Here is a 12,482-nt window from a genome sequence, read left to right on the forward strand (position 1 = left end):
AGCCGTCATGCGCAATCTGGACCATCACACCATCACCGACGCCGTGCTTGCGCGGCAGGCGCAGGCGGCGGACCCGCGGCTCAAGCGCATCATGGACAGTCTCGTGCAGCACCTGCATGCCTTTGCACGCGAGGTGGAGCTGACCGAAGAAGAGTGGTTCAAGGGCATCGAGTTCCTGACCCGCTGCGGCCATATCACCGACGACAAGCGCCAGGAGTTCATCCTGCTGTCGGACGTGCTGGGCCTGTCGATGCTGACGGTGGCCCAGAACAACGACAAGCCTGCCGGCTGCACCGAGGCAACTGTCTTCGGCCCGTTCCATGTGGAGGGGGCGCCCCACTACGAACTCGGCGCCGACATCTCCAACGGTGCGCGCGGCATCCCGTGCCTGGTGCGCGGCACCGTGCGCGGCATGGACGGCGAGTCGGTCGCCAATGCCCGCATGGACGTGTGGCAATCGGACGAGGACGGCCTGTACGACGTGCAGCATCCGGAGATCGACCATGCGCAGGCGCGCGGCATCGTGCACGCCGACAGCGAGGGCCGCTACCACTTCCGTTCGATCCTGGCCGTTCCCTACGCCATTCCGCACGATGGCCCGGTGGGCGATCTCCTGAAGGCCACCGGCCGGCATCCGTGGCGTCCCGCGCACCTGCACTTCCTGATCGAGGCCGATGGCTACGAGAAGCTGATCACGCACGTGTTCCGCAGCGACGATCGCTACCTGGATTCGGACGCCGTGTTCGGCGTGCGCCAGTCACTGATTGCCGATTGGAAGCAGCAGCCGGATGGCACTTACGTGGTTGAGTACGACTTCGTGCTGAACCCCGCCAAGCAGGACACTGCGGATGCCTGACATCTCGCCTTTTTCAGCAACTGCAAAGGACACGCAATGATCCGGCACATCGTCATGTGGGACCTGAGCGGCGACACGGCCGAAGAAAAGCAGCGAAACATGGATCGCATTCAAAGCGGCTTCCATGGCCTGCGCGGCTGCATTCCCGGACTGCTTCATCTGGAGATCGGCGTGGATGTCAGCAAGGTCGACTATGCCTGCGACGTCGTGTTGTACAGCGAGTTCGAATCCTGGGAAGCATTAGCCGCCTATGCGGTGCATCCGGAACATCTGCGGGTGCGCGACGAACTCGCCGGCGTCCGCATCGCCCGGCATCAGGTGGACTACGAATTCCGGCCCGGCCAGGCCTGGGCTGAGCACGACACGGCGGGGATCGCATGAAGGATTTCGTCTATAACGGCCGGCCATCGCGGGTGGTGTTCGGTGCCGGGAGCTTGGCGCATCTGGAACGAGAGATCGAGCTTCTCGGGGCGCGCCGTGCGCTGGTGCTGTGCACGCCCGAGCAGCAGCGGCAGGCGCAGATGGTCGCCGAGTGTCTCGGCAGTCGCGCCGTGGGCATATTTGCGCGCGCCGCCATGCATGTACCCATCGAGACGGCACGCGAGGCCCGCGACGAGGCGCGGCGCCTGGGCGCGGACTGCGCCATCGCCATTGGTGGCGGCTCGACCACCGGCCTGGGCAAGGCCATTGCGCTGGAATCCGGCCTGCCGATCCTTGCCATCCCCACGACCTATGCGGGCAGCGAGATGACGCCGATCTACGGCATCACCGAGGGCGGCTTGAAGAAGACCGGCAAGGACGCACGCGTGCTGCCTCGTACCGTGATCTACGACCCGGAGTTGACGCTGACGCTGCCGGTTTCCTTGAGCGTGACGAGCGGCATGAATGCAATTGCACACGCGGCCGAAGGTCTGTATGCGCGCGAGGGCAATCCCGTGATGAGCCTGATGGCCGAGGAAGGCATTCGCGCCCTCGCCAAGTCGTTGCCGGCCATCCGCCAGCGCAGCGACGATGTCGATGCGCGCGCGGACGCGCTGTACGGTGCGTGGCTGTGTGGTACGGTCCTTGGCACCGTGGGCATGGCGCTGCACCACAAGCTGTGCCACACCCTGGGCGGCAGCTTCAACCTGCCCCATGCCGATGTGCACACGGTGGTGCTGCCTCAGGCCATCGCCTTCAACGCGCCGGCAGTGCCTGAGGCCATGTCCCGCATCGAGCGCGCACTCGGGTCGGCAGAGCCGCGCAGTGCCGCGGCCGGTCTTTTCGATCTGGCACGAGACAACGGAGCGCCGGTGGCGCTGCGGGACCTCGGCATGAAAGAGGCCGACCTCGACCGCGCTGCGGATCTCGTGGTGAACAACCCCTACTGGAACCCACGAGAGGTCGGCGTAGCTCAGCGACGCGGAATCAGGGAACTCCTGCAAAGGGCCTTCGAGGGCACCCGGCCTGAGTAAGCCGACTATCTGTGGCTGAGGTCAATTGACTCGCCACACCGGCCACGACGTTGAGGAAAACGGTCTCAATTAACCGGAGCAGGGCACCATCGGAGACTTGACTGTTTTTTTCTTCCGTGGCGGCGGGAAGTTAGGAGAATCCGACAAAGCGGCACCGAAGAGCCGCACCCAAGAGGGTGCATGCCTTTGCAAGGTAACTACTTTATTGGCAGCTGACGATCTCGCAAATTAAGAAATTTCGCTGGAGCGATCAGCCGAATTTTCATTCGCGATGGCGCGAACAAGCCGAAGCAATGAGGGCTGCAGGATACGTGCTTCGAAATCGCGGCGCGGTATTGCGAGCTGCGCCATGATAAGGCCGTTAACACAATTCAACACAAACGCATAGTCCAGATCTGGATCACTGGACCCAAGTTTCAGAAAGCTGTCCCGCATCAGACGGGCATGTATCTTTCCCCATTTCACCAGTACGCTACCTAACTCTAAGTCGCGCGATCCCGCGAGCGTAAGTTCGGTGATCGCCATGCCCATCGCATGATCATTGACCATGTACTTGATGTTGTGTTCCGCAAGGACGGTGGCGAACCTATCAGCGTCGTCCGCGCACTTCCCAAGTTTCGGTGTGACGAGGGTAATGTTGTTTGCAATTCGACGGCAAACATCTTCGGCGAGTGCGCACATCAGGGCGCTTCGGGAGCCGAAGTAATAGTTGATCGCCCCATGACTTGCATTGGCTTCGACTGAAACCGCTCGCAAAGTTACAGCATGATGGCCGTCGCGAACCAGTACGCGAAGCGCCGCTGCGATCAAGTCTTTGTGACGCTGACTTCCACGCGCGCTCAGTGGCAAATCGGGTTCAGCAAAGGCGCTCACGAAAGGCTCTTAAAAGTCGTCTGGATCCTCAGCTTAGCAGAAGAGGACGTTCGATCATCGGGCCTCAAGTGGTAGAACCGCGGACCAGTCTGGCATGTACTCGAGCTTCTCGCCCACGTTTTCGGATGCGGTAGAGGTCAGGCGCGATGAAGCCCTCGCCGTCACGATGAGAGCGTGCAGTTCCGCCTCGCGAGCCACACAGCACCATAAGTTCAACGCTGCACGATGAGATGGAGAGTACGCACGGCTCTCATGAGTCTTGCGCGCTGCAGAGGCCACGGCCCTCCGCACCTAGCGCACTAGGCCGTCGCGTCGGCCCTCGAGCCACCTCGATGCCGGCTACTGAAACTTCGAGATTCGCATCCTCGGCCAGAGCTTTTGAGCTCGAAGGCTGCATCAGGGCATCGCGTTGTGGATCACGTGGAGCCCTGCCTTGATCACCTGCGCGACTGTTCTCGGGTAAGTACTAGTTCCGCCCGCCTCCTCGGCAGCTAGATTAGCCGGACCGAAACTTATCCACTTGGAGTACTTTCCAGATGACACCAACAACCTTCACGCGGAGGCACTTTGCCCGCATCGCGACCTGGGCAGTGGCTGGGTTGGGTCTTTCGGGACAAGCACTCGCGCAAAACCAGAAGCCGGTGCTGAAGGGCCAAGTGGTGAAGATCGCAGTGATTGAACCCTTGTCGGGGCTGATGGGTTCCGTAGGCACAAGCCTGCTGAAGTCCTATCAGTACTTGGCGGAACAATTCAGCGCCTCCAATCCAGCGGGCGTGAAATTCGAAATCGTCGGCTTCGATAACAAATTAAGCCCCACCGAAACCCTTGGAGCGCTTAAGAGTGCAATTGATCAGGGTATTCGATTCATTGCGCAAGGCACTGGTTCTGCGCCGGCGCTGGCGCTTATCAACGCAATCGAAAAGCACAATCAACGCAATCCAGAAAAAGAAGTCCTTTACCTGAATCACGCCGCGACCGATCCGGAACTGACTGGCGCCAACTGCAGCTATTGGCACTTCCGCTTTGAGGCCGACACCGCAATGAAAATGGAGGCGTTGACAAGCTTCATTAAAGACCAGCCCAAGGCCAAAAAAGTTTACCTGATCAACCAGAATTACTCCTCCGGCATACAAATCGCAGAGGCCGCGAAGACCCGATTACGAGAGAAGCGGCCTGATATCGAAATTGTTGGTGATGATCGCCATCCGCTTGCGCAGATACGTGATTTCTCACCTTATATGACAAAAATTCGCGCATCCGGAGCGGACACGATCATTACAGGTAGCTGGGGCACAGACCTTTCGCTGCTTATCAAGGCCGCAGAAGAAAGTGGCTGGAAGGGGACTTTTTACACCTACTACGCCGTCGTCGCAGGTACTCCAACAGCACTGCGCCAAGTTGATGACAATCGCGTGTTCCAGGTGGCCTATAGCCACTACAACATGGGCGGACAAATGAACGTCTGGATGAAAGAATTCCAGAAACGGTTCAACGAGGATTTCTACACGCATGGTGTTGCGCTCGTCTTCGAGCTGTTAAGCAAATCCATCCAGCAGGCCCAATCTGCGGAAGTGATTCGCGTGGCAGAGCAAATGGAAGGAGCCAAATTCAAGGGCTTCAATGGCGTGGTCGAAATGAGAAAATCGGACCACCAACTCCAGCAGCCGTTGTTTGTAACCGTCTGGACGAGCGTCAGCGCTCAAGTTCCCTACAGCGCCGAAGGCACGGGCAAGACATTCGCTCCCGTGCGCGAGTTCACCGCCGAAGAAGTTTCAAGGCCTTCAACCTGTCGAATGTCCCGCCCCTGAGCGACGCTTGGCACCGCCAAGCCAAAAAATTTTACCCCAAACTACTCCACTTGGAGCACTAGCGCCAAACCATGAATCACTATTCGAACACGCTTTTTGATCTTGAAGGTTCCACCGCTCTCATTACGGGCGGGTCACGAGGCATTGGGCTTCAAATTGCCGAAGCGCTCGGCAGTGCCGGTGCGCGGCTCATGCTGACAGCCAGAAAGGAGGCCGAACTCGAGGCTGCAGCTGCCCATCTGCGAAAGCTTGGCATCGAAGCTTCCTGGATCGCGGCCGACTCCAGCGACCCGTCCGAAGTTCAACGCGTTTGCAGCAGGACTTTCGACACGCTCGGTCATCTGGACATCTTGGTCAACAACGCGGGGACTTCCTGGGGTGCCTCGGCTGAGACCCACACGCTTCAGGCATGGGACCGCGTCATGAACCTGAATATCAGAAGTCTTTTTCTTTTCAGCCAGCAGGCTGCCGTAGGAAGCATGATCCCGCGCAAGCGGGGGCGCATCATCAACATCGCCTCAATTGCTGGGCTTGGCGGAAATCCTGCGCCAATGGAATGCGTCGCCTACAACACCAGCAAAGGAGCCGTCATCACGTTCACCCGTGCACTTGCCGCCGAATGGGGCAAGCATGGCATCAATGTCAATGCGATCTCTCCCGGGTTGTTCCCAAGCAAGATGGCCGATGGGGTGATTGCGGCGTTCGGTGAGGAAAGAATCATCAGCACCACGCCTCTTGGTCGACTGGGCGATCCAGACGACCTCAAAGGCGCCGCTCTTTTGCTGGCTTCTGCAGCCGGAAAACACATGACTGGTCACGCCATTGTCATCGATGGCGGCACCAGTGCGGTGATCGGCGCGTGAATGAAGAAATCTCTATTCGCCAATGAACGAAAGATACCTATGACGTTTGGTTACGAACCATCAGAGTTGACGCAGCGTGATGAACTGCTCTACGCATGCCAAGAATTGACCCCCATCTTGCAGGCGGCAAACGACACTGTAGAAAAAGAACGACATCTGTCAAACGAACTTGCCGAAAGACTGGCTCAGGCCGGCCTCTATCGGATGTTCGTTCCACGTGCACTCGGCGGTCTCGAGGCGGATGTGCATACATTCGTGGCCGTCGTAGAAAAGCTGGCGCAAGCCAATGCTGCGGCGGCATGGTGCACGTTTATCTCGAACACATCGACCATCATCGGGGGCTATCTTCCAAATCCCGAAGCAAAATTACTATTCGAAAATCCAAACATCAAAATGGCCGGCGTATTCGCGCCGCGCGGGACTGCGGTCCGCACGGTAGTCGACGGGGTATCCGGCTTCCTGGTGAATGGGAGCTGGATGTGGGGCTCCGCCTCGTACAACGCCGATTTCATCACCGGCGGGTGCGTGATTTTGGGCGAGGACGGAAAACCGGAAAAGTTGACGGACGGAACACTTGAAAATCGTTCCATGGTTTTTCGGGCGGAGCAAGTATCGATAGCCGACACGTGGCACACGCTCGGTTTGCGCGGAACAGGGAGCAATGAATACAGCGTAAAAAATGCATTCGTCCCTGCCGGGCTGTCTGCATCCATCCTTACCGACGTGCCGATCCCAGGTGCGTTGTTCAAGTTTCCGGTGTTTTGCATTCTGGGTGTCGGCATTGCGGCGGTAGCGCTCGGCATTGCACGTCTGGCTATCGATAGCCTGATAGAGCTCGCAACAAAAAAGACGCCCCAAGGCAGCGCCCGTCTTCTGGCAGAGCGCGCCTCAACTCAGCAGCATGTCGCAAGGGCGGAAGCCCAGCTTCGCTCTGCTCGGGCTTTCTTGATTGATGCAGTTGACCGGGCATGGTCGGCGTCCACCGACGCGGGGGAGATTTCTGTAGCACTACGCCGAGACCTTCGGCTGGCGACGACCCACGCAAGCGAAGAGGCGGTCAAAGTCGTCACCCGGGTGTATTCCTGTGCGGGCGGCAGCGCGATCTTTGACGACTCTCCACTACAGCGCTGCCTGCGCGATGTCTTGACTGCGTCCCAACACATGATGGTCAGCGAGTCCACGTACGAACTCACGGGCCGGCTGTATCTCGGCCTCCCGACGAACTCCGCAATGCTTTGAGGACGCCAATGACAATGCCTGAAGACTGGCTTAGACGGCTGAAATTGCCGCTCCTGATCGCACCGATGTTTCTGGTGTCTACCGTCGAGCTGGTAGTGGCTGCATGCCGCAAAGGTGCCATTGGGACCGTCCCGGCGGCGAATGCCAGGACTGTTGAAATCTTGGATGAGTGGTTCCGTCGGATCTCAACTCAGCTGGGACCGGCCGATGCGCCGTGGGGCGTGAACCTGCTGGTACATAAAAGCTATCAGCGGCTCAACCAAGACCTTGAGGTAGTGGCGCGCTATCGGCCACCACTGATTATTACGGCCCTCGGAAGTCCGAAAGAGGTCATCGAATGCGTGCATTCGTATGGCGGACGGGTGTTTGCCGATGTGAACTCTGTTCAACATGCCCGAAAAGCCGTATCGCTCGGAGTCGACGGGCTTGTCCTGGTCGCTGCGGGCGCGGGGGGACACACCGGGATGATGAGCGCCTTTGCAATGGTCCCCGCCATTCGAGAGTTTTTCGGCGGGACGATAGTCTTGGGTGGGGGAATCATCAATGGATCGGGCATTCGAGCTGCGGAAACGTTGGGCGCCGACCTTGCCTCGATGGGTACGGCATTTATCGCCTGCCCGGAGTCGATGGCCAGCGACGCATACCGTCAAATGCTGCTCGATTCGGACATCGACGATCTGATCTTGACCAGAGCCGTTTCCGGAGTGCCTGCGTATTGGCTGCGCAAAAGTCTGGCCGCAGTCGGCATCAATGCTGACGAACTCGAGTCCGCAGAGCCGGTGCGCAACGGAGACATTGAGCGTTGGACGAAGGTGTGGTCAGCGGGCCATGGTGTGGGATCGCTCAATGCGATTGAGCCAACGGCCGCTTTGATGGACCGACTAACCCGCGAGTACTGGTCCGCCGTTGAAAGCGGATCTCGACTGCAGCATTTCGAGGCCGCATGATGACTAACTCCTCGCCACGAATCCTCGGCATCGGGGGTGGGACAAGACCCGGTTCAAGTGCCGAGCGCTATCTGCAGCTTGCGCTCAGCGCCGCTGAAAAGGTAGGGGCAACCACAAGCTTCCTCGGTGCCAGTTCGCTTCGTTTGCCGCTCTATGAACCGAGCGCCGCGGCAGACGTTGCCGCACAGCAGCTTGTTAAAGAACTGCGCAGGGCCGACGGAATCATCATCGCTTCGCCTGGATATCACGGCACCGTGTCCGGGTTCATGAAGAACGCGCTTGACTATGCTGAGGAAACCAGAAGCGACAAGCGCCCCTATTTCAGCGAACGAGCGGTCGGGTGCATGGCCGTAGCTGGTGGATGGCAGGCGGCGGTTGGAACGATGGCGTCCTTGAGGGAGATCGTGCATGCGCTCAGAGGATGGCCTACCCCGATGGGCGTCGCCATCAACATCGCTGAAGCTCCACTCGATTCCGAGGGCATCTGCCAATCGATTTCCGTGGTACAGCAAATTCAACTGATGGCAAGCCAGGTTGTTGAATTCGCGAATCTTTCGACCAATCGACAACTTTAAACAATCCGAACTCTGGAGATATCCCATGTCCAACTTTTCGCACCTTTCCAACAAGCAGTTCGTTCTCAGGCAGCGTCCCAGTGGGTTGCCCAAAGAAAGCGACTGGCAGCAGGTAAGAACGGCAATCAAGGCGCCAGAGAAGGGAAAGGTGCTTGTCGCGGTCACCTTTATTTCCGTGGACCCCGCCATGCGGTCGTGGATGAATGAAGGCAAGTCCTACATGGAGGCCATCGCTATCGGTGATGTCATGCGGGCCGCCGGGGCAGGTCTGGTCCTGCAGTCCGAGGATGCGAGATTCAGTGTCGGCGACGCGGTGCTAGGTGCTTTCGGTGTCCAAGAGTTCGCGACCATGGATGCCAACGATCTCACGAAGATCGATATTTCAAGTGTGCCGGCAACGGCTTACATGGGCGCCCTTGGCACTCCGGGTTTCACGGCGTACTTCGGTCTTCTCGAAATAGGCAAACTCAAATTCGGCGACACGGTCCTGGTGTCTGGCGCCGCAGGGGCCGTGGGTTCGGTGGTCGGCCAGATCGCCAAGATCAAGGGATGTCGCGTCGTCGGTATTGCGGGCGGGGCAGAGAAATGCGCTCACCTTGTCAACAACCTGGGGTTTGATGCTGCCGTTGACTACAAACAGCCTGACGCACGCGCTCAGTTGTCAAAAGCATGCCCGGAAGGTGTCGACGTCTACTTCGACAACGTCGGCGGCGAAGTACTCGATCTGGCTCTCGGTCGCATTCGCCGTGGTGCGCGTATCGTGGTTTGTGGGGCTGTCTCGCAATACAACAACGTGGCCCGTGGCAGCGGGCCCAAAAACTACATGTCTCTGCTAATGAACAGAGCCACGATGGAAGGATTCGTCATTTTCGATTATGAAAAGCGTTATCCCGAGGCATTGCATGCATTGCGAGGTTGGCTGGCCGCCGGCTGGATCAAGTCTTACGAAGATGTGCTCGAGGGTATCGATACCTTCCCCACTGCCCTCCAGCGCATGTTTGAGGGTGGAAACACCGGGAAAATGCTCATCAAGCTCCCGGCAACCGCTGGCCTTCCTGCAACTGCGAAGTAGCGGGGGCAACTCATGAACAACCGCCCATGGCTGGAATGGTATCCGCCTCATGTTCCTCACACCATCGAGCCCTTGAAGGAGTACCAGACCCTTGCCGACTTCTTCAGTGCATTGTTTTATCAGTTCAGCGATCGCATCGCCATTCGCCACGAAAGCAGCGAGCTCAGCTATTCAACTCTGGATTCATTGAGCCTGGGAATCGCAGCGTATCTGCAGACGCTGGGACTCGAGGCGGGGGCAAAAGTAGCTGTCGCTCTTCCCAACTCACCTCAGTACGTGATAACGGCAATCGGTGTGATTCGAGCGGGGATGGTATTGGTCAACGTCAATCCCGCCTACACCGCTCGGGAGTTCCTGCTGCAAGTCTCGGACGCTCAAGCTGAGGCGGCCATATTGCTCGAGAGTCAGTTCGATGCAGTGAAGGACGGTCTCCCCCAGACGAAGATTGACCATTTGATTCTGTGCAATCTGCGCGTTGCCTTGAAACCCGCACGAGAAAGCCTTCGCGCAGACGGTGCCGGCGGCAAATCAGTCATCGATATGCCTCAAGCGCTCTCGCTTGGGATGTCGTCGACCTACTCAACGCCTAGGCTGGACAAGAATGACACCGTGGTTCTGCAATACACCGGCGGGACCACGGGAGTTTCCAAGGGAGCCATGCTCTCACATGAAGGTCTGCTGGCCAACACTGCTCAGAACTCCGCCTGGTTCCAGCCTGCATTGGCGGACATACCAGTCCCCGTGTTCGCATGTGCATTGCCGCTGTATCACATCGTTTCCTTCATAACACTTCTGGCGAGCATCAAGCTCGGGGGAACCATGCTCCTGATTACCGACCCTCGTGATTCGGCAAAGATGCTGGCGAAATTGCGTGAAGCGCCCTTTCACATGCTGCCCGGCATCAACACGCTGTTTAGTAACTTGATGAATGACCCCGAGTTCGACACAGTCGATTGGCGACATCTCAAGGTGACAACAGCTGGCGGAATGGCCACGCAGCGTCCCATCGCCGCCCGGTGGCTCGAAAGAACGGGTTGTGCCATCAGCGAGGGATACGGACTTTCCGAGACATCCGGAACGGTCAGTTGCAACCCGCCTCACGGCGATATCCGCCAAGGAACCGTCGGGCCGCCAGCACCTTCGACGGAAGTACTGATCGTTGACGAGAAATTCCAGGCCCTGCCGCTGGGGGAGATTGGACAAATTGCAGTCCGAGGCCCGCAGCTGTTCAAAGGCTACTGGCAGCGCGACGCAGAAACTGCCCGATTCATGACGAAGGACGGCTTTTTCCTAACAGGGGATCTGGGCTGCATCGATGAACACGGCTATCTGTGCATTTCTGGCCGAGAGAAAGAAATGATGCTCGTGAGCGGTTTCAACGTTTATCCCAGCGAAATTGAAGCTGTGGCCATTGAGATGGACCAGGTGCTCGAGTGCGCGGCGGTCGGCGTTCCCGATGAGCTCACGGGGGAAGCCGTGAAGTTGGTTGTGGTACCTCGCAGTGACGCGCTCACTGAAGAGTCGATAAGACAACACATGAAGGCAAACCTGACTGCGTACAAGCGCCCGAAGATCATCGAATTTCGGTCAAAGCTCCCCCGGTCAGCCGTTGGGAAGTTGCTGCGCGCCTCACTGGGTGCCGCGCTGTGACGTTAAAGATAGGCGTGCCTGCCGAGACGATGGCCGGCGAAACCCGTGTGGCCGTAACGCCCGAGACGGTAAAAAAACTTGTCGCCACGGGGCACGCGGTTCGCGTGCAGTCGGGTGCTGGCGTCGCAGCCAGCGTTACCGATGCCGCCTACCAGGCCGCCGGTGCCGAGATCGTCAACATGAACGCCGCGTTCGCGGCCGACATGGTGCTCAAGGTGCGCACGCCCACCGATGCCGAAGCCGCGCTCATGAAGCCCGGCACCGTGGTCATCGGCATGCTCAACCCGTTCGATGCCGCGGGGCTGCAGCGCCTGGCCAACGCCGGCCTCACGGCCTTCGCGCTCGAAGCCGCCCCGCGCACCACCCGCGCCCAGAGCATGGACGTCCTCTCGTCGCAGGCCAACATCGCCGGCTACAAGGCCGTGATGATCGCGGCCGACAAGTACCAGCGCTTCTTCCCGATGCTCATGACGGCTGCCGGCACCGTGAAGGCCGCGCGCGTCGTCATCCTCGGCGTCGGCGTGGCGGGCCTGCAGGCGATTGCCACCGCCAAGCGCCTGGGTGCCGTCATCGAAGCCTCCGACGTTCGTCCGAGCGTCAAGGAACAGATCGAATCGCTCGGCGGCAAGTTCATCGAGGTGTCCTACGACACCGACGAAGAGAAGGAAGCCGCGGTCGGCGTTGGCGGCTATGCCAAGCCGATGCCCGCGAGCTGGCTCGCGCGCCAGCAGGTCGAGGTCGCCAAGCGCGTGGCGCTCGCCGACATCGTCATCAGTACCGCGCTCATTCCCGGCCGCGCCGCGCCGACGCTCATCACCGAGGACATGGTCAAGGCCATGAAGCCCGGGTCGGTCATCGTCGACATCGCCGCCGGCAAGGGCCCGGACGGCGTGGGCGGCAACTGCCCGTTGTCGGAAGCCGACAGGACGGTGGTGAAGCACGGCGTGACCATCGTCGGCGAAACCAATCTCGCGGCGCTCGTGGCGGCCGATGCCTCGGCGCTCTATGCGCGCAACGTGCTCGACTTCCTCAAGCTCATCGTCACGAAGGAAGGTTCGCTCAAGATCGACCTCGAAGACGACATCGTCGCCGCCTGCCGCGTCACGCAAGACGGCCAGGTCACGAAGAAATAAGCGGTCACGCGA

Annotated in this window: 12 protein-coding genes; 11 read left to right on the plus strand and 1 reads right to left on the minus strand. The window is 59.3% G+C overall.

What is annotated here, in order from left to right:
* Window positions 1-7 precede the first annotated feature (7 nt).
* The 3 genes from ACAM55_RS14025 to ACAM55_RS14035 are packed head-to-tail and all read left to right on the plus strand — an operon-like array spanning window position 8 to window position 2,310.
* Window positions 8-856, plus strand: a complete 849-nt coding sequence (locus tag ACAM55_RS14025) for an intradiol ring-cleavage dioxygenase (protein WP_369652148.1) — start codon at window positions 8-10, stop codon at window positions 854-856.
* 36 nt (window positions 857-892) lie between these two features.
* Window positions 893-1,237: a Dabb family protein gene (locus ACAM55_RS14030; RefSeq protein ID WP_369652149.1), complete on the plus strand. Its 345-nt coding sequence runs from the start codon at window positions 893-895 to the stop codon at window positions 1,235-1,237.
* Complete coding sequence (locus tag ACAM55_RS14035; RefSeq protein WP_369652150.1) at window positions 1,234-2,310, plus strand: maleylacetate reductase; 1,077 nt, start codon at window positions 1,234-1,236, stop codon at window positions 2,308-2,310. Before ACAM55_RS14030 ends, ACAM55_RS14035 begins: the two co-directional genes overlap by 4 nt.
* Before the next feature lie 228 nt (window positions 2,311-2,538).
* Here the strand turns inward: ACAM55_RS14035 and ACAM55_RS14040 are convergent, their stop codons facing one another.
* Entirely contained in the window at window positions 2,539-3,183 is a 645-nt protein-coding gene (locus ACAM55_RS14040) for a TetR/AcrR family transcriptional regulator (protein WP_369652151.1), read from the minus strand.
* A 536-nt stretch (window positions 3,184-3,719) separates the two neighbouring features.
* Here ACAM55_RS14040 and ACAM55_RS14045 point away from each other — a divergent pair.
* The 8 genes from ACAM55_RS14045 (at window position 3,720) to ACAM55_RS14080 (ending at window position 12,470) form a co-directional block, all read left to right on the plus strand.
* Window positions 3,720-4,991, plus strand: a complete 1,272-nt coding sequence (locus ACAM55_RS14045; protein ID WP_369652152.1) for a branched-chain amino acid ABC transporter substrate-binding protein — start codon at window positions 3,720-3,722, stop codon at window positions 4,989-4,991.
* A gap of 71 nt (window positions 4,992-5,062) precedes the next feature.
* The gene (locus tag ACAM55_RS14050) at window positions 5,063-5,854 is read left to right on the plus strand and encodes an SDR family oxidoreductase (protein WP_369652153.1); all 792 of its coding nucleotides are present in this window, start codon (window positions 5,063-5,065) and stop codon (window positions 5,852-5,854) included.
* A complete protein-coding gene (locus tag ACAM55_RS14055; protein WP_369652154.1) occupies window positions 5,855-7,093 on the plus strand; it encodes an acyl-CoA dehydrogenase family protein in 1,239 nt (412 codons plus the stop codon).
* Window positions 7,094-7,107: 14 nt separating this feature from the next.
* Window positions 7,108-8,040, plus strand: a complete 933-nt coding sequence (locus tag ACAM55_RS14060) for an NAD(P)H-dependent flavin oxidoreductase (protein WP_369652155.1) — start codon at window positions 7,108-7,110, stop codon at window positions 8,038-8,040.
* Window positions 8,037-8,615: an NADPH-dependent FMN reductase gene (locus ACAM55_RS14065; RefSeq protein ID WP_369652156.1), complete on the plus strand. Its 579-nt coding sequence runs from the start codon at window positions 8,037-8,039 to the stop codon at window positions 8,613-8,615. Before ACAM55_RS14060 ends, ACAM55_RS14065 begins: the two co-directional genes overlap by 4 nt.
* A 25-nt stretch (window positions 8,616-8,640) precedes the next feature.
* The gene (locus tag ACAM55_RS14070) at window positions 8,641-9,687 is read left to right on the plus strand and encodes an NADP-dependent oxidoreductase (protein ID WP_369652157.1); all 1,047 of its coding nucleotides are present in this window, start codon (window positions 8,641-8,643) and stop codon (window positions 9,685-9,687) included.
* A 12-nt stretch (window positions 9,688-9,699) separates the two neighbouring features.
* Entirely contained in the window at window positions 9,700-11,337 is a 1,638-nt protein-coding gene (locus tag ACAM55_RS14075) for an AMP-binding protein (protein WP_369652158.1), read from the plus strand.
* A 29-nt stretch (window positions 11,338-11,366) separates the two neighbouring features.
* Window positions 11,367-12,470 carry a Re/Si-specific NAD(P)(+) transhydrogenase subunit alpha gene (locus tag ACAM55_RS14080; protein WP_369656397.1) on the plus strand — a complete coding sequence of 368 codons (1,104 nt, stop codon included), beginning with the start codon at window positions 11,367-11,369 and terminating at the stop codon, window positions 12,468-12,470.
* Window positions 12,471-12,482 lie beyond the last annotated feature (12 nt).

It is taken from the genome of Variovorax sp. V213, from assembly GCF_041154455.1.
Lineage (GTDB): Bacteria > Pseudomonadota > Gammaproteobacteria > Burkholderiales > Burkholderiaceae_C > Variovorax.